Annotated in this window: 12 protein-coding genes, 1 tRNA gene and 1 pseudogene; 10 read left to right on the top strand and 4 right to left on the bottom strand. The window is 69.5% G+C overall.

The genetic code is table 11. The features are described from left to right. Positions 1-16 precede the first annotated feature (16 nt). The 6 genes from ACWEOW_RS09635 to ACWEOW_RS09660 all read left to right on the top strand — a co-directional run bounded on the left by ACWEOW_RS09635 (position 17) and on the right by ACWEOW_RS09660 (position 10,105). The gene (locus ACWEOW_RS09635; protein WP_452269156.1) at positions 17-2,698 is read left to right on the top strand and encodes a LuxR C-terminal-related transcriptional regulator; all 2,682 of its coding nucleotides are present in this window, start codon (positions 17-19) and stop codon (positions 2,696-2,698) included. Between the two features lie 21 nt (positions 2,699-2,719). Continuing rightward, a complete protein-coding gene (locus ACWEOW_RS09640) occupies positions 2,720-4,177 on the top strand; it encodes a cytochrome ubiquinol oxidase subunit I (protein ID WP_452268972.1) in 1,458 nt (485 codons plus the stop codon). Then, entirely contained in the window at positions 4,174-5,217 is a 1,044-nt protein-coding gene (locus tag ACWEOW_RS09645) for a cytochrome d ubiquinol oxidase subunit II (RefSeq protein ID WP_452268973.1), read from the top strand. The genes ACWEOW_RS09640 and ACWEOW_RS09645 overlap by 4 nt, the downstream gene beginning before the upstream one ends. 114 nt (positions 5,218-5,331) lie before the next feature. After that, on the top strand, positions 5,332-7,194 hold the full coding sequence (locus tag ACWEOW_RS09650) for a glycoside hydrolase family 15 protein (protein WP_452268974.1): 1,863 nt from the start codon (positions 5,332-5,334) through the stop codon (positions 7,192-7,194). Next, positions 7,191-8,525 (top strand): NAD(P)/FAD-dependent oxidoreductase, encoded by a 1,335-nt coding sequence (locus ACWEOW_RS09655; protein WP_452268975.1) that lies wholly within the window; start codon positions 7,191-7,193, stop codon positions 8,523-8,525. Before ACWEOW_RS09650 ends, ACWEOW_RS09655 begins: the two co-directional genes overlap by 4 nt. 26 nt (positions 8,526-8,551) lie before the next feature. Beyond that, positions 8,552-10,105: a GMC family oxidoreductase gene (locus ACWEOW_RS09660; protein ID WP_452268976.1), complete on the top strand. Its 1,554-nt coding sequence runs from the start codon at positions 8,552-8,554 to the stop codon at positions 10,103-10,105. A gap of 108 nt (positions 10,106-10,213) precedes the next feature. Here the strand turns inward: ACWEOW_RS09660 and zwf are convergent, their stop codons facing one another. Both zwf and ACWEOW_RS09670 read right to left on the bottom strand, forming a co-directional pair. Next, positions 10,214-11,617: a glucose-6-phosphate dehydrogenase gene (gene zwf / locus ACWEOW_RS09665; protein WP_452268977.1), complete on the bottom strand. Its 1,404-nt coding sequence runs from the start codon at positions 11,615-11,617 to the stop codon at positions 10,214-10,216. 146 nt (positions 11,618-11,763) lie between these two features. Further along, positions 11,764-12,957, bottom strand: a complete 1,194-nt coding sequence (locus ACWEOW_RS09670) for a PrsW family intramembrane metalloprotease (protein ID WP_452268978.1) — start codon at positions 12,955-12,957, stop codon at positions 11,764-11,766. Between the two features lie 87 nt (positions 12,958-13,044). On the opposite strand from ACWEOW_RS09670, the gene orn reads away from it, so the two are divergent. The 4 genes and pseudogenes from orn to ACWEOW_RS09690 all read left to right on the top strand — a co-directional run bounded on the left by orn (position 13,045) and on the right by ACWEOW_RS09690 (position 14,953). After that, on the top strand, positions 13,045-13,668 hold the full coding sequence (gene orn / locus ACWEOW_RS09675) for an oligoribonuclease (RefSeq protein ID WP_452268979.1): 624 nt from the start codon (positions 13,045-13,047) through the stop codon (positions 13,666-13,668). A gap of 169 nt (positions 13,669-13,837) precedes the next feature. Further along, a tRNA-His gene (locus ACWEOW_RS09680) sits at positions 13,838-13,913 on the top strand. A 163-nt stretch (positions 13,914-14,076) separates the two neighbouring features. After that, positions 14,077-14,214 (top strand): annotated as a pseudogene (locus ACWEOW_RS09685) (hypothetical protein); the annotation flags it as partial. A 478-nt stretch (positions 14,215-14,692) separates the two neighbouring features. Further along, entirely contained in the window at positions 14,693-14,953 is a 261-nt protein-coding gene (locus ACWEOW_RS09690; protein WP_452269159.1) for a hypothetical protein, read from the top strand. A 359-nt stretch (positions 14,954-15,312) separates the two neighbouring features. Here the strand turns inward: ACWEOW_RS09690 and ACWEOW_RS09695 are convergent, their stop codons facing one another. After that, positions 15,313-15,861, bottom strand: a complete 549-nt coding sequence (locus tag ACWEOW_RS09695) for a hypothetical protein (RefSeq protein WP_452268980.1) — start codon at positions 15,859-15,861, stop codon at positions 15,313-15,315. 70 nt (positions 15,862-15,931) lie between these two features. Continuing rightward, positions 15,932-17,044, bottom strand: coding sequence for a hypothetical protein (locus ACWEOW_RS09700; RefSeq protein WP_452268981.1), 1,113 nt, complete (start codon positions 17,042-17,044; stop codon positions 15,932-15,934). Between the last annotated feature and the right edge of the window lie 661 nt (positions 17,045-17,705).

Consider the following 17,705-nt stretch of genomic DNA (forward strand, 5'->3'; position numbering starts at 1 on the left):
GAAAGTCGACTCGGGGATGGGACCGCTTTCTGGGCCTCCGGCCGTCCCGCGACGCAGTGCGCCGAGGCGGTCGGGAAGGTTCCGGGTCCCGACGCTGCCGGCAGCTCTGGTCGAGAGACACCGGCTGCTCGACATGCTGTCCGGCGCCGTCGACTCTGCGCCGCTGACCGTCCTGTCCGCGCCCGCCGGCTCGGGCAAGACGGTCCTCGTGTCGCACTGGGCCAGGAGCGCCCGGCCGCCCCTCGGGTGGATGACGGCCAGCGAGCGCGACAGCGACCCACGTGCCTTCTGGGGGCATGTGTGGTCGGCGCTCGCCGAAGGTGACGCGGTCCGGATCGGCGCAACGGGCGAGCACGTCGATCGTGCGGATGGTCCGGTCGATGCCGACGAGGCAGACGATGCCGACCTGCTGGCGGACCAGCTGCTGCGCCTCGGCAGGACGGTCGTCCTCGTGATCGATGCTGCCGACCGGCTCGTCGGGAAAGAGGTCTTCGCCGGCCTCGCCGCCCTTGTCGACGGGGCGGGCGGACTCCTCCGGGTGGTCATGACGACCCGCCAGGAGCCACCGATGCCGCTGCACCGCTTCCGGTTAGAAGGCACTGTTGCCGAGCTCGGTCAGGACGACCTCGCGTTCACAAGCGGCGAGCTCACGACGCTGCTCGAGGTGCATCACCTGGACGCCCGCGACGAGACGGTCCAGGACGTACTCGTGCGGACGGAGGGCTGGGCGGCGGGCGCGAGGATGGCCGCACTGGCCCTCCGGCCCGATGGTGACGGCTCCACGCTGGAGCGGTTCACCGCGGAGTATCTCGCCGCCGAGGTGCTGGACTCCCTCTCGGAGGCGGAGGAGGACGTGCTGCTGAGCGTGGCCGTCGTCGAGGAGGTCTCCCCCGACCTGGCGGCCGCACTGAGCGGGCAACGAAGCGCTGAGGCATGTCTGCGGGACCTCGCGCGACGCAACGCCTTCGTGCAGGCCGTCCGGAGCCGCCCCGGCCACCACCGGATCCACCCGCTCCTGCGAAGCCTTCTCGCTGCACGGCGGCGGGCGACCGGCGAGAGCCGGGAGGACGAGCTGCACCGCATCGCCTCGGACTGGTTCGGAGCTGCCGGGCAGCTGGTCCCTGCCGTCGACCATGCCGTCACTGCCTGCGACTGGGAGCGGGCGGCAGCCTGGACGGTACGGCTCGACGGCCTGGCCGATCTGCTTCTCACGGCGCCTCAGGGCGCCGCTGTCGCGGAGCGCCTCAGGGGTATGCCGGCTGGTGGCAGTCCCGAGATCACCGTGGTCCGCGCTGCTATGGCTCTGGCACAGGGCGACCTCGACCGTGCCCGAGAACACCTGGCACAGGAGTATCCGGCCCACAGGCAGGTCGCCGAGCGGGCCAGCGGCGAGCCCCGGTCGGGCGGGCTACCGGCGCACGACTCGGAACCGGAGGACCGCAGGCGGGTGTGGGCCGCGGTCCTTGCTGCGCACCTCGGCGAGCTGTCCGGCGACGATGAAGCGACCCTGGCAGCGGCCGACCGAGCGCGCAGCCTGCTGGCAGCGAACGCGGAGGACAGCGACCCCGGGCTCGCCACCGTGTCCGCACTGGTGCGGTGCTCGGAGGGGACGGCATACGCCCACGGCGGAAGGCTCCAGGACGCGTCGGTCGCGCTCGAGGCCGCCGTGTCCGCCGCGGCCGAGGGCGGCCGCGGCGACCTCACGCTCCGATGCATGTCGATGCTCTCCCTGGCCGAGGCGTGCCTCGGGCGGCTCACCCGTGCGCAGGAGATTGCGGACGCGGCTGACCAGGTCGCCGAACAGATCGCTGGGCAGATCGCTGGGCAGTCCGCTGAACAGGTCGCCAAGCAGGCAGGTGTTCCTGGCGTCGAGCGGTCGGGTGCCACGGCTCCTCCCCCGGCGCTCGAGCTGGCGCGCGCCTGGGTCTCACTCGAGAGGCAGGATCTGCCACGCGCCGCCCACGCTCTGGCCAGGGTCGGTCAGCTCACCGATGGAGTCGATCCGCCACTGCTGCAATGGGTTTCGTTGCTGTTACGGGTGCGGCTCAAGCGCGACCACGGTGATGGCGTTGGGGCGCGGCGCCTGCTTCAGGGCGTCGACTCGCGGGTCGGCTGGCTGCGCGACGCTTTCGACGAGGAGGCTGCCGCGGTGGGTCTGCTCGCCTCGGTGGCAGAGCTCCACCCGGACCGACGCGCGCCCGCCGCCGGCCTGGACGAGCCGGACTCGCGCCCGGTCGCGACGACGCATCAGGTCAACGCGATGCTCGAGTCCGCACGGATCGACTGGCTCCGGGGAGACCGGCGTGCCAGCCGGTCCGCCGTCGCGGCCGCGCTCGCTCGGGCGCAAGGGGAACAACGTCGCCGGCCCTTCACGCACGCATCGCCGGAGATCCGGGCGCTGCTTCGCGACGACCCAGCCCTACGCTCGCAGGCGAACTGGCTGCGGCCCAACCACACCACCACCTCGCAGGACCGGCACCGCCGACGGGAGCGTGCGCCGGTCGTCGAGGATCTCTCCGAGCGCGAGCTCGAGGTGCTTCGCCATCTCTCGGACCTGCTCACCACCGAGGAGATCGCTGCCGAGATGTTCATCTCGGCCAACACCGTGCGGACCCACATCCGCAGGATTCTCGGCAAGCTCTCGGTCTCCCGTCGCCACGAGGCCGTGCGCCGAGCCCGCGAGCTCGACCTGGTCTGAATCGACCGAGATGGACGACCCATGATCTCCAGCACGATGATCACCACCGCAAGCCTCGTCACCGCCGTCGACCCGGTGCCGTGGGCACGCGCGCAGATGGCCTTCACCCTGGCCTTCCACATCATCCTCGTCCCGCTCGGCGTGTCCTGGGCGTTCATGACCCTGGTCGCCAACTACCGCGCCATCAAGCACGGCGACGGCGCTGCGCTGCTGCTAGCGCAGCGCTGGTCGAAGTACATGGCGGTGACGTTCGCGGTCGGGGCCGTCACGGGGACGGTGCTCAGCTTCGAGTTCGGGCTGCTCTGGCCGAAGTTCATGGGGGCGTGGGGGCAGGCGTTCGGGGTGCCGTTCGCGTTCGAGGGCCTGTTCTTCTTCACCGAGGCGATCTTCGTCGCGGTCTACATCTTCGGCTGGCGCCGGCTGCGGCCCTGGACCCACTTCTGGACCGGTGTGCCGATCGTGCTCGCGGGCCTCTTCGGCGCGGTCTCGGTCGTGGCGGCGAACGCGTGGATGAACGCGCCGTCGGGGTTCACTCTCGACGCGAACGGAGCCGTCGTCGACGTCGACCCGGTCGGCGTAATCTTCAACGACTCGATGCCGCTGCAGGCCGCCCACATGCTCGTGGCGGCTTACCTCGTCGGCGGCTTCCTCGTCGCCTCCGTGTATGCCGCGGCGATGCTCCGGGGCCGCACCGACCGCTACCACCGGCTCGGGTTCCTCATCGCGTTCACCGTCGCCGCCGTGATGACCCCGGTCCAGATGGGGGTGGGAGACGCGCTCGCCAGGTGGGTCTACGACAACCAGCCGGTGAAGTTCGCGGCGATCGAGCTCGTGCCGACGACGAGCTCGGACGTGCCCGAGACGCTTCTGGGCCACCTCAACGAGGACGGGACGGTCTCGGGTGGCCTCCCCATCCCGGGCCTCGCGTCGTGGCTGTCGAACCCGAGCACCGGCCGCTCGACCGTCGTCCAGGGCCTCGACAGCGTCCCGACCGACGACCGCCCGACTGTTCGCGAGACCAATGTCGTGCACCTTGCGTGGGACGTCATGGTCGGCCTGGGGACGCTGCTGTTCCTTGTGTCGCTCTGGTACGGCGCGACCTGGCTCTTCCGCCGACGGATGCCGGCGAGCCGGTGGTTCCTGCGCGTCGCGGCCGCTTCAGGCGTCCTCGCCGTGGTGACCCTCGAGGCCGGCTGGGTCGTGACCGAGGTCGGCCGCCAGCCGTGGATCGTCTACAACATCATGAGGGTCGAGGACGCCGCGACGGCGAACAGCGGGGTGTGGGTCACGTTCCTGGCGATCGCGGTCCTCTACCTGGCACTCGGTACGACGACGATCCTGGTGCTGCGCACGATGAGCCGTCGGTTCCGTCGGGCCGGTGGGTTCGTCGACCACGACACGCCCTACGGCCCCAAGGCGATCCTTGGTCCGTCCGGCCCGGAGACGGAAGCAGCGCCCGAGACGGAGCCGGTTCCGTGAGCACCGCCGTCGCCGTCGTCCTGATCGTCGCCCTCGTCGCGTATGCCGTCTTCGGGGGTGCCGACTTCGGCGCGGGCTTCTGGGACCTGGCCGCGGGCGACGCACGGCGGGGCGAGCGGCCCCGTGCGCTGATCGAGCGGTCGATCGGGCCCGTGTGGGAGGCGAACCATGTCTGGCTGATCTTCATCTTCGTCGTCACGTGGTCCGGCTTCCCTTCGGCGTACCAGTCGATCGTGCTGACGATGTTCGTGCCGCTCTCGATCGCGGCGTTGGGGATCGTGCTGCGCGGCGCGAGCTTCGCCTTCCGCAAGGCCGTCGTCAGTGCGCGCTACCGCCGGATCTTCGGGGGCGGCTTCGCCCTGTCCTCGCTGCTCGTGCCCTTCTGCATGGGGGCGATCGCGGGTGGCAACGCATCGGGACAGGTCCCCTCGGGCGGCCGTGCGGGCGACCCCGTCCAGAGCTGGCTGAACCCGACGTCACTGGTCACCGGAGCGCTCGGAGTGGTGCTCGCGGCATACCTGGCCTCGGTGTACCTCGTATGGGAGGCGCGGCGCGGTGGGGACGAGGCCCTCGTGGCGTACTTCCGCCGCCGGGCGGTGCTGGCTGCCGGCGTCGCCGGTGTGCTCGCCGTCGTCGGCCTCGTCGTCGTCCACGACCGGGCGCCGCACGTCTACCAAGGGCTCACGTCGCGGGCGCTGCCACTGCTCGTCCTGTCCGTGCTCTGCGGCGCCGGGGCGTTGGTGCTGCTCGTCCGACGGGCGACCCGGGGCGCTCGGGTGCTCGCTGCGCTCGCGGTCGCCACCATCATCGTCGGGTGGGGCGTGGCCCAGTGGCCATACATCCTGCCCGAGACGCTGACCTTCGCCGACGCCGCGGCACCCACGGGCACGTTGACAGCCCTGCTGGTCGCCACCGGCGCCGCCGTGCTGATCGTCGTGCCGGGGTTCGTGGTGCTGTACCTGCTGGACCAACGCGGCCTGCTTCCCGAGGAGGGCGTGGAGGACGAGAGCGACCTGGCCGTCGATGGTCCGCGTGAGTGAGTCCAGGGACCCCGCGGCGGCCGTTCATCTGCGGCGGGGGATCCCTCGTGCAGGCAAACCTTCGATGGTGGAGGGCAGGTGCCTTCCCCAGCGGCACGTGTGAGGAGCCCCGACATGAGCGCCACGACGTCACCATTCCCGCCGATCGCCGACTACGCGTTCCTGTCCAACTGCCACACCGGCGCCCTCGTCGCGCCGGACGGCTCGATCGACTGGCTCTGCATCCCGGCCTTCGATGCGCCCAGCTGTTTCGGCAACCTGCTCGACCGCGGGGCGGGCTCCTTCCGGTTCGGCCCCTACGGCATCAACGTGCCGAACGCGCGCTACTACGTCCCCGGCACCAACGTCATGACGACCACGTGGCACACGCCGAGCGGCTGGCTCGCCGTCCACGACGCGCTGACCATGGGCCCGCGACGCGGTCCCGACACGGTGACGCCACACACGCGGCCGCCCTCGGATGACGATGCCGACCACATGCTCGTGCGGCTCGTCGAGTGCATCGAGGGCTCGGTCGAGGTCGAGCTCGTGTGCGAGCCCGCCTTCGACTACGGCCGGCAGGCCGCCACGTGGACGCTCGCCGGTGACGACGACCATGCGGCGGACGCGGCGGGTGCCGGACAGGCCTTCCGCCTGTCCACCGACCTGCTCGTGGGCATCGAGGGTGGTGCGGCACGCGCCCGGCACGTGCTCAACAAGGGCGACAAGGCGTTCTGCGCGCTCTCGTGGGCCGACGGGCTCGCCTCTCCGGCGGACGCCGCCGACGCGGAGGCGCGGATCGCCGCGACCGTCCGGTTCTGGCGCGGGTGGCTGTCGCGGGCCCGGATCCCCGACCACCCGCTCCGGCACCCGCTCGAGCGCTCCGCGCTGACCATCAAGGGCCTGACCTACATGCCGACCGGTGCGACCGTGGCGGCCTTGACGACGTCCCTTCCGGAGACGCCCGGCGGGGAGCGCAACTGGGACTACCGCTACACGTGGATCCGCGACACGACCTTCACCCTCCAGGCGCTGCACTACCTCAACCTGGACTGGGAGGCAGACGAGTTCATGCAGTTCGTCGCTGACCTCGAGCCCAACCCCGACGGCTCGCTGCAGATCATGTACGGCATCGACGGCCGCCGCGACCTGGCCGAGTCCACGCGCGACGAGCTCGGTGGTTACGAGGGGGCCCGCCCGGTCCGGATCGGCAACGGGGCGTTCGACCAGCGTCAGAACGACGTTTTCGGGGCCGTGCTCGACTCGCTGCTGCTGCACACGGCGCGCAGCAAGCACCTGCCGATGCGGCTGTGGCCCCTCGTCCAGTCACAAGCCGCCTGCGCGACGGCGGCCTGGCAGCAGCCGGACCAGGGGATCTGGGAGGCACGCGGCAAGCCGCAGCACTACGTGTCGTCCAAGCTGATGGGCTGGGTGGCCCTCGACCGTGCGGCCCGGCTGGCGGCCATCCGCAACGACGATGCCCTGTCCGACAAGTGGCGGTCCACCGCCGAAGAGATCCGCGAGGACATCCTCGACCGCGGGGTCAGCGACCGGGGTGTCCTGCGCCAGCACTACGACACCGACGCGCTCGACGCCTCGACGCTGCTCGCGGCGATGTTCGGTTTCCTGCCCGGCACCGACGAGCGGATCCGCAACACCGTCGAGGCGATCGACAGCGAGCTGACCGAGAACGGATTCGTGCTGCGGTACCGCACCGAGGAGACCGACGACGGCCTCTCCGGCAAGGAGGGCACGTTCCTCATCTGCTCCTTCTGGCTGGTCTCCGCGTTCGCGATGATCGGGGAGATGGACCGCGCGACGAACCTCATGGAACGACTTCTGCGGATCCGGTCCTCGCTCGGCCTCTACGCGGAGGAGTACGAGGTCGAGCGCGCTCGCCACCTCGGCAACTTCCCGCAGGCGTTCTCGCACCTGGCACTCATCGAGGCCGCCGGGCGGATCGTCCTGTCCGACTTCCGGGAGGAGCTGTCGCTGTGACCGAGCGCCCGGGCGCGGGCACGCACGTCGTCGTGCTCGGCGGCGGGCTGGCGGGCGTCGCCTGTGCCCACCGGCTGGGTGACGAGGGGATCCGCGTCACCCTGGTCGACCGCAACGACTACCACCAGTTCCAGCCGCTGCTCTACCAGGTCGCGACCTCGCAGCTGCCCGCCGAGGACATCGCCCGGCCTCACCGCGTGATCTTCCGCGGCTACCCGTCCGTGGACCTGAGGACCGAGGAGGTCGTCGCTGTCGACGTCGAGGAGCCCAGCGTGACGCTCGCGGACGGAGACAGGGTCGCCGGGACCCACCTGGTTCTCGCCGCTGGAGGGAGGCCGGAGTTCTTCGGCGTGCCGGGTGCCGCTGAGCACGCCTACCCGCTCTACTCCGTCGCCGACGCCGAGCGGTTGCGCCGTCACCTGCAGGCGCTGATCGAGGCCGCCTCGGCCGGAGCGGACCCCGACGCAGTGGCCTCGCTCGACGTTGTCGTCGTCGGCGGCGGCCCCACGGGTGTCGAGGTGGCCGGGGCTCTCACCGAGCTCATGGCGGCGCTGGCGGCCACCAAGGCGATCCCGCGACCCGGGAAGGTCACGCTGGTCGACCGCGGCCAGACGGTGCTCGGGGCGTTCTCCGACAAGTCGCACGAGTACGCCCACAAGAAGCTCACCCGCGAAGGCGCCGTCATGCGGCTCCAGACCGGGGTCAAGGCCGTGCACGCACACGGCGTGGACCTCGACGACGGCACCACGCTGCATACCCCGACGGTCGTCTGGGGTGGCGGCGAGTCGGCCGCGGCCGTCGTGCAGGCCAGCGGGCTCGCCACCGGCCGCGGTGGGCGGCTGGACGTGCAGCCCGACCTCACGCTGCCCGGTCACCCGCAGGTGTATGCCGTCGGCGACGTCGCGAACATCCCCGCGGCGGGCGGTGGGACCCTTCCCCAGCTCGGGTCGGTGGCCCAGCAGTCCGGGCGCTGGGCCGCGGGCAACATCCTGCGCGAGCTGCGCGGCCAGGAGCCGGCCGCGTTCCAGTACAAGGACAAGGGCATCATGGCGATGATCGGCCGGAACGCCGCCGTCGCCGAGGTCGGCCACCACCGGCACCAGGTCGAAGGACCGGTGGCCTTCGCCGCCTGGCTCGGCGTCCACGCGATGCTGCTCAGCGGGGCGCACAGCAAGACCGATGCCTTCCTGTCCTGGGCGTGGGACTACTTCGACCGCGACCATGCCGCCATCGTCGAAGGGTCGTCGACACCCAGACGCATCGCCTGGGGGGACGAGGACCTGGACATGCCGACCATCTCGGTCGATCCCGGCGGTTCGCCGACGTCCTGACCCTCAGCTATCGGAGGAGCGAAGACATGTCCGACCACTACGACGTCATCATCGTCGGATCCGGGGCCGGCGGGGGCACCCTCGCTCACCGGCTCGCGCCATCCGGCAAGCGAGTGCTCATCCTCGAGCGGGGCGACTGGCTGCCGCGCGAGCCGCAGAACTGGGATGCCGAGGCCGTCTTCGTCGACAACCGGTACGTCTCGCCCGAGCAGTGGTTCGACGCTGACGGCAAGGCCTTCCAGCCCCAGGTGCACTACTACGTCGGCGGAGCGACGAAGTTCTACGGCGCCGCGCTCTACCGGCTGCGCGAGCGCGACTTCGGCGAGCTGAAGCACCACGACGGTCTGTCCCCTGCGTGGCCCATCGGCTACGACGTGATGGAGCCGTACTACACCCAGGCCGAGGAGCTCTACCAGGTGCATGGTGCCCGCGGTCAGGACCCGACCGAGCCGCCGGCGTCGGCGCCGTATCCGTACCCGCCCGTCTCGCACGAGGCGCGCATCCAGAAGCTCTTCGAGGACATGCAAGCCGTGGGCCTGCACCCGTTCCACTCGCCGTCGGGCGTGATGCTCGACGAGAGCCGCCCTGCGTTCAGCGCCTGCATCCGCTGCGCGACGTGCGACGGGTTCCCGTGCCTCGTGCACGCCAAGTCGGATGCCGACGTCATCGCCGTGCGCCCAGCGATCGGCCACGACAACGTCACACTGCTGCGCAACGCACGCGTGCGCCGGCTCGAGACGGACGCGTCCGGGCGGACCGTCACGTCGGTGGTCGCCGACGTCGACGGCGAGGAGCAGCGGTTCGCCGCCGACGTGGTCGTCGTCTCAGCCGGCGCGGTCAACTCCGCCAAGCTCCTGCTGGCGAGCGCGAACGACCGCCACCCGAACGGCCTGGCCAACGGGTCTGACCAGGTCGGGCGCAACTACGTGTTCCACAACAGCCGAGCGTTCCTGGCCGTGTCGACCGAGAAGAACGACACGAGGTTCCAGAAGACGCTGGGCCTCAACGACTACTACTTCGGCGACGCCGACTTCGAGTACCCGATGGGCAACCTCCAGATGGTCGGCAAGTCGTCGGCGCCGATGTACCGGGGTGAGAAGCCGATCGAGGCCGCGCTCGCGCCGATGTTCGCCCTGCGCGACGTCGCCGAGCACGCCGTCGACTTCTGGCTGTCGGTCGAGGACCTGCCCGACCCCGACAACCGGGTGACGCTCGACGGCGACGGCAAGGTGCACCTGAACTACAAGCCGAACAACCAGGAGCCGATGGAGCAGCTCTACCGGCGGGTGAAGAAGCACCTGAGCCACCTGGGGATGCACCCGCACCACCTCGTCCCCCGAGACGTCTACATGAAGAACGACGTGCCGGTGGCGGGCTGTGCACACCAGGCCGGCACCGTGCGGTTCGGGACCGACCCGGCCACCTCCGTGCTCGACCGCGACTGCAAGGCCCATGAGGTCGACAACCTCTACGTCGTCGACACGAGCTTCTTCCCCAGCATCGGTGCCGTGAACCCGGCCCTCACCGCGATGGCGAACGCGCTGCGCGTCGGCGACCACCTGGTCGCGCGGCTGGCCTGATCCGCTTCGCGGCCCGCGCATCTCCCCCGGCAACACACCGAGCAACGGCCAACTCCGCCGGATATAACCAGCGATGTTGGCCGTTGCTCGGTGTGTTGTCAGATTGGGTCAGGTGATCCAGGGGTCGCGCCACCCGCCGTGGTGCGCCGTCACCGCGTCGGCCTCCGCCGGCCCCCACGAGCCCGGGGCGTAGGGATGAACCGGTGGCGGCGCGTCGAGCAACGGCTGCATGATGCGCCAGGTCTCCTCGACGGCGTCCTGCCGCGTGAAGCGCATCGTGTCGCCGGTCATCGCGGCATTCAGCAGCACCTCGTAGGGGGTCGGGCCCTCACCGCCCTCCTCGGCGAACTCCATGTCGAGGGTGATGGGCGCGACCTTCGCCATGTCGGCCCGGTGGGCATCGACCTGGATGCGAATGCCGGTCATCGGGTCGAGCTTGACGACGAGCATGTTGGCCTCGGGTGTGAAGTCCACCCCGCCGAACCCGAGGCGTGGCGGGCGCCGGAAGACGAGCCGGACCTCGGTCTGGGTCACCGGGAGCAGCTTGCCGGTGCGGATGAAGAACGGCACCCCCGCCCAACGCCAGTTCTCGATGTCGAGGCGGAGTGCGGCATACGTCTCCGTCTGGGAGTCCGGGGCGACACCGTCGATGTCTCGGTATCCGGTGTGCTGCCCGCGCACGTAGTGCGCCGGGTCGGCCTCCTCGATCGCGCGGAAGAGCGCGACCTGGGACTCCTTGAGAGTCAAGGGATCCCCGCGCGACGGTGGCTCGGCAGCGGCAGCCGCCACCACCTGCATGAGGTGGTTGACGACGACGTCTCGTAGGGCGCCCACCGGGTCGTAGAAGTGGCCGCGGTCCTCGACCCCGAAGTCCTCGGCCATGGTGATCTGCACACAGTCGACGTACTGCCGGCTCCAGATCGGCTCGAGGATCGCGTTGGCGAAACGCAGCTGGAGGATCTCGCCGAGCCCCATCTTGCCGAGGTAGTGGTCGATCCGGAAAAGCTGCGACTCGTCGATGTAGGTGTGCAGCTCCTCGGCCAGGGCCCGCGCCGACTGCTGGTCGTGACCGAACGGCTTCTCCACCACCACCCGGGCGCTGTCGGTCAGGCCGGCCTCGGAGAGCCCCTTGACCACGCGACCGAAGAGGAAGGGCGGGATCTCCAGGTAGAACACCGGCGTCTGCGCGCCCGCGATCGCCTTGCCGACGGCGGCATACGTGTCCGGCGCGTTGAAGTCGCCGCTCACGTAGGACAGCCGCGCGACGAGCCGGTCGAAGACGGACGGGTCCACCGTCTCTCCCGTGCCCTCGATCGAGGTCCGGGCGCGCTCGACGAGCTGCTCGCGGCTCCAGTCGTCGACGGCGACGCCGACAATCGGGCAGCTGAGCAGCCCGCGGCGCTCGAGCCGGTAGAGCGACCGGAAGGTCATGACCCGGGCGAGGTCGCCCGTGATGCCGAAGATGACGAGCACATCCGCCGGTTTCGGCTCGGTGAGGGTTGTCGGCGCCATCGGATGCTTCTCCCGTCATGAGTGGGCGGTGGCGCGCGGACCTCCCGGGCGCTCACCTGGGTCTCATCCTCACGACGATGTCCGACGGGACCGGTTCGTGCGTCATCCGCCCCGGATGATTTCCGGAGCCGGCTGGTGAGGCCGGCTCAGGTCACCGGTGAGCCCACGAAGTCACGCCGGTGGGCGGTGATCGCGTTGAGCAGGACCATCTCTCGCTCGGACGCGTTGGACTCGGCCGTCCCGTGGACGAGGCGCGAGCGAAGCAGCGCGAGATCGGAGGCGCTGTCCTGGAAGGCGTCCATCGAGCGCTTGGCCGCCTTGCCTCCGGTCTGCTTCGCCCAGTCCCGCGCGGCCCGGCGCAGCTGGATGCTGGAGAGCATCGTCACCTCGCCGTAGGTGAGCCAGCCGGCGTCGGCATACGGCGAGAGGTACTGCCCGATGAGCCTGCCCTCACGGCGACGCAGCCACACGAGGAAGCCGATGAACGCCAGGAAGAGCGGCACCTGGTACGTGGCATACGCCTCGACGAAGCCGTCCATGCCGGCCAGGGCCGACAGGTTCCACAGGCCATGCAGGACGACCGCGCAGACCCAGCCGAGCACGACCGCGAGGACCCGGACGACGGGATTTCGCGTGGTCACTGCGATGCCGATGCCGATGCCGATGCAGGACGTGAAGAGCGGGTGGCCGAACGGCCCCATGAGGCAGCGGACGATGAAGGTGGAGGTGAGCCCTTCGTCTCCGTAGAGGGTGTATGCCTGGCCGAGGTAGAGGATGTTCTCGCTGAACGCGAAGCCGGCGCCGATGAGGCCCGCGTAGACGATGCCGTCGATGATCCCGTCGAACTCGCGCCGCCGGAGCAGGTAGATGAGCAGGATGCCCAGGCCCTTGAGCGTCTCCTCGGTGACCGGCGCGAGGTAGACCGCGCCGGTCTCCAGGGGCTCGGTCCACCGGGCCTCGACGAGGAGCTTCAGTCCGAAGGTGTTGAGGAAGAACGCCCCCACGACGGCGACCACCGCACCCCAGAGGAACGCCCCAACCTGGTACCTGACCGGCTCAGCCTCGTAGCGGTCGAGCCAGAGGTAGGTCGGCACGATGATGAACAGCGGGATGATGGCCATGAGGACCGAGACGAGGATGGTCTGGGCGCCGAGCCGTTCGCCGACGATGCTGACCAGAAGCAGCAGGCAGGCGAGGAACAGCGAGGCGATGACGCCGATCGTGATGGCGGTGCGGAGCATCGGCCGCCGGGTCGGGTTCGGCGCCGGACTCCATTGCGGCAGCGGGCCGCTCGTGCCCACGCTGTCGGACGGGCCGTGTGACGCATCCCCTGCAGTCATGTCGGCAGGCTAGTGCAGCAAGCTGCCCTAGGGCCGGGTCGGGCCTGACCGGTCCGGGCGAGGCCGCCCAGCATCTATGGTGGAGCGGTGAGCGACACGAACCACCGCGCCATCGCCGACCGGATCATCTGGATCGACTGTGAGATGACGGGCCTGTCGTTGAAGTCCGACGCCCTCGTCGAGGTGGCCGCGCTCGTAACCGACTTCGAGCTCAACCAGCTGGGCGACGGCATCGACGTCGTCATCAAGCCTCCGGCCGACTCGCTGGAGCAGATGGACGACTTCGTCCGGGACATGCACACCACCTCTGGGCTGATCGAGGAGCTCGACGGAGGGGTCTCGATCCAGGAGGCCGAGCACATCGTGCTCGACTATGTGCGCACCTTCGTGCCCGAGCCACGCAAGGCCCCGCTCGGGGGCAACACCGTGGCCACCGACCGCGGCTTCCTCGCCCGCGACATGCCCGTGCTGGAGTCGTACCTGCACTACCGCATCATCGACGTCAGCTCGATCAAGGAGCTGTCGCGCCGCTGGTACCCGCGCGTCTACTTCAACGCACCGAAGAAGTCGGGTGGTCATCGCGCCCTCGCCGACATCCGCGAGTCCATCGCCGAGCTGCGCTACTACCGCGAGGCCGTCTTCGTCCCGCCCCCGGGGCCCGACAGCGCGACCGCCAAGGCGCTCGCCACCGCGCACGTCATCGAGCACTGAACGCGCGCGCCGGGCTCGCCAGGCGCACTCGGTGGGAGTATGCCGGTGCTCGCCGTGCCCGGGTATGCCGCTCGCCGGGGTGGTCACGAGCACCCCGCCCGAGCATGTACGATTGGCGACGCTGTCTCACGACGCCGAGCCGATGACGGCTCGGCTCGTGGTCTGCATGGTGGGCGTAGCTCAGCTGGTAGAGCACCTGGTTGTGGTCCAGGTGGTCGCGGGTTCAAGTCCCGTCGCTCACCCCACATCGAGTTGGTGAAAACGGCCCCTGACCTGCGGAAACGCAGGTCAGGGGCCGTTGCCGTATCGCCGTACACACGATGGATACTCAAACTCGGGTCTACCGTGAGCAAGGCCGACATCGTCGCCGGGGACGTCGTAGACCGCGGCGTCGACTATGCCGTGCGGATGTTCGATGAGGACACCGAGACCACCCCCACCGTCGACGAGCTGTTCGACGGCTACCTCGACTGGAAAGCCAAGCGCGTCCGCTCCGACCGCACCATCAAGGACTACCGCCGCGACTACGAGAACTGGATCCGCCCCCGGCTCGGCTCGTCCGAGGCGGGGCACGTCACGGAGGCCGACGTGCAGGCCTGGGTCGAGTGGATGCTCGAGGGTGGACGCGACCGCAAGGCCCTGGCCGCGAAGTCGGTGCTCGACCGGCATGCGCTACTGCACGCGACGTTCAAGTGGGCTGCCGGCCCGCCCCACAAGCTCAGCCACAACCCGTGCACCGCCACCAACCTGTCGGCCAAGCGCCCGGGACAGCCCAAAGGTCTGCGCCCTGCGGAGTGGGACGCGCTCTACTCGATGCTGCGCCAGGGCGACGGCGACGTCGCGGACCTGGCGTGGTTCCTGCTCGCCACCGGGTGGCGGTGGTCCGAGGCGACCGCTCAACACCTTCGACGTCGAGGACGACGGCGAGCGGGTGTGGGTGACGATGTCGCAGGTGATGCGCCGCAACGCGGCCGGGCAGCACGTCGTCGTGCAGGACGGAAAGGCCGCCGCGTAGATGCTGCCCGTGGAGCTCGACTCGGCGGCCGCCGCGATGGTACGCGCGCGTGTGTCGCGGCAGGTGCGCGGCGGCCTGGTCTTCACGACCGGGGTCACCGCCCAGAACGGGCTCGGCGGAAACCAGTGGCGCTACTCGAACTTCGTCCAGCGCTACTGGCTTCCCGCTGTGAAGGCCGCGAACCTCGGCCGGCGGCCCACGCCGCACTGGCTGCGGCACACGCACGTGGCGTGGATGGTCCTAGCCGGCGCGTCGCTGCCTGAGCTGTAGTCGCGCATCGGACACGCGAGCATCCAGACGACGATCGGCGTCTACGGGAGGCTGATCACTGACGTGTCACCCAAAACGCTCGACGCGTTCGCGGCGATGGGAGCCGTCCGGCAGTCCGGCCTAGTTATTGACGCTGATCCAAGCCCAGTGTCCAGCTCGGGAAGTGGATCGCGGCCCAGTACGAGCAGACGCGACGGTTCGTCGCCGACCACCCGCTCTAGACCTCGCGCCGTGCGATGAGGGGAGTCCCGGGCCACGGACCTGACCTGGTGGCCCGGGAATCCCGCCGCGCCTCGCGAGCGATGAGGCGCGGCACTCTGGTAGACGCTCCAATCCTCAGACCATGTCGGTAAGGGCGTTCAGCCCGCTCTCGGGGCATCGACATTGCAGTCTCCCGGGATGTCTACACATACCCCCAAAGCCTGGGGCATGGATACGACGTAGCGGCTGTCGCCGATCCGGTACTCGATGTCGACGCTGTCAAAGCGCCAGGTGCCGGGCTTAACGGCACGAACCTTGATGAGCAAGTTCGCGTACCCGCGTGGCGGGGTGACAAACCCGGGGATCGAGTGCCGTCGCGAGGAAGGGACGGCCTCGTATGCGTCCCCATTGTCGATGCCGACCCCCAGGCTGTACCCCTTCGGGTCCTGCGCCTCGACGCGCTCGACCTCGACCGCATCCTCGGATCCCGCGATGGCCGGGACCAGCGTGGCCTTCTCGATGGTGATCGGTTCTCCGGCATCATTGTGCAGGTACACCCCACCCCAGGTGATGGCATCCCCCGTCCGCATGCTTGCCCCATGGATGGTTCGGTTGGGCGCCGCGTGCACCGGCCCGCTGCCGGCCTTGGACGCGAATCCGAACAAGAACCAGGCCACAAGCGCTGCCCCAATGGCGATGGATCCCATCAGGATGCGACGCCGACGTCGCGAGTTCGGCCGAGGGCCCGCCGTTGCTGCGGCGGACCCCTTCGGTGCGTCAGTTGACATAGACCGTCTTGGCGTAGGGCGGGTAGTCGTTCGATCCGCACGACAGGCCGGATCGTCCATGGTCCCACTTCCAGTCGAGCTGCACGTCGGTGGAAAACCCGCTGGTGGCGCCCAGCGAGATGAACGTCCAACTCGCCGCGGCCCCCAGCTTGGCTGCGCGCGCGGACGATGTACCGAAGACAGATCCGACGGTCTGGACGTTCCGCCACTTGCTCTGCGGGGCGTCGTAGCAGTCCAGGGCCGTGAGGTTGCCGCTGGATGAAGCGCCACCCAGCCACCTGGTCGCCTTGAGGCTCTGCGTGTTCGGCTTGACCGACAGCCCCGAACAGTAGGTGTACGAGTCGTACAGCCCGTACGGCTTGTAGTAGCCCTGGGTGAACTCCATGTTCGTCGTGCCGTAGTTACCCGTCAGAACCCCTGATCTGTCGACCCCGACGTAAGAGCTCAGCGACGAGCCTACGTGTGTCGATCCGCTGACAGCCCATCCGGCGGTGCCGGACATGTTCAGGCCGGCATCGATGTCACTGTCCGAGGTCTGTCCGTAACGCCAGCTGCCCGAAGTCGCGCCGGTGCTGTGGAACTCAACGACCTTGGTGTACTTGGTCGGCTTACTCGTGACGATGAACGAGCACGGGACCGAGACGATGGTCTGTGCGAGGTCGGGCGTCAGTGACGAGGCCACCTTCCCCCCGGTGGTCGCCCCGCTTGCTGGATCCTTGGCGATAACGGTCGAGTGCAGCACGCCCGGGGCGAAACTCCGGCGCGCCGGGTTGCCCCACCCCTTGCCATTCCAGAAGACACTGACCGCCTCTGTGGTCACCTGGCCGTTGGCACGCACCCCGAGGTCGAGATTCAGGTAGTTGCTGTTTGCCGCGAGCTTCTGCAGCAGGTCGGCGTCGGGCTGTACACGGAGCGCGTAGTGCCCCCTGTCGTCGGCGGTGGCGCTGGCCAGAACACGCGGCGTCAGTTCCGTCCCGACGCGTGCGTTCTGGAGATCCAGCAGCGACAGAGTGATCTGGGCACGGGCCGCCGGTCTCTCGTTTCGTGCCGTGCCCGCCATGATCTTGCCCTTGCTGATGTGCGCGTCGGCGAGCTGAACCACACCGGTGAGCACCTGGTCTGTCGACGAGGCGTCGGCGGTCGCTGGCACGGCCGCAGCCAGCGACTGTGTCCCCATCGCGAGAGCGACGGCCGCGATGACAAGCCTCCCGCGGTCACCGGATGCAGCGGGTACGAAAGGACGATCTGAGCGACTCAACATGCCCTCCAAAGCGGTGTCAGGGCCCGTGTTACCGATCCCCTGTTGAACCGGTCGGGCCGAGGGCGGGACACCGCTCAGCGCGGGTCGCCCTCACTGGGTAAGACACGGTTCGCGGCCGAAAGTGACGCCGAACGTAGCCCGGCGAGCAGCGTGCCTCCCGGCGTTTGTGCACATATACACAAAAAGGTCGCTACAGGTGCCTTCCGAAGCCAAGCGATGCCAGGCTGAAAATGTCCTCTGACCTGCGGAAACGCCGGATCGACGCTCCGCCGAGCATGACACTCGGCGGGTTCAAGTCCCGTCGCTCACCCCACATCGAGTTGGTAAAAACGGCCCCTGACCTGCGCAAACGCGGATCGGGGGCCGTTGCCGTCCTCTTCATCTCACCAGAGCAGCGCATCAGCCCGCGTAGGGCGTCCCCGCTCCAGGTCGGGTTCATCCGCGACCTCCCCCGCTGCGTGCTCGTCCGTGGCGGCACCGAATGGTGGGCGGACGTGCGACG

This window comes from Monashia sp. NPDC004114 (assembly GCF_053603855.1).

What these genes read in the sequence shown, in the direction of transcription:
- ACWEOW_RS09635 (WP_452269156.1), top strand. Translation starts at nt 17, where the DNA reads ATGGGACCGCTTTCTGGGCCTCCGGCCGTCCCGCGACGCAGTGCGCCG.
- ACWEOW_RS09640 (WP_452268972.1), top strand. Translation starts at nt 2,720, where the DNA reads ATGATCTCCAGCACGATGATCACCACCGCAAGCCTCGTCACCGCCGTC.
- ACWEOW_RS09650 (WP_452268974.1), top strand. Translation starts at nt 5,332, where the DNA reads ATGAGCGCCACGACGTCACCATTCCCGCCGATCGCCGACTACGCGTTC.
- ACWEOW_RS09660 (WP_452268976.1), top strand. Translation starts at nt 8,552, where the DNA reads ATGTCCGACCACTACGACGTCATCATCGTCGGATCCGGGGCCGGCGGG.
- zwf (WP_452268977.1), bottom strand. Translation starts at nt 11,617, where the DNA reads ATGGCGCCGACAACCCTCACCGAGCCGAAACCGGCGGATGTGCTCGTC.
- ACWEOW_RS09670 (WP_452268978.1), bottom strand. Translation starts at nt 12,957, where the DNA reads ATGACTGCAGGGGATGCGTCACACGGCCCGTCCGACAGCGTGGGCACG.
- ACWEOW_RS09695 (WP_452268980.1), bottom strand. Translation starts at nt 15,861, where the DNA reads ATGGGATCCATCGCCATTGGGGCAGCGCTTGTGGCCTGGTTCTTGTTC.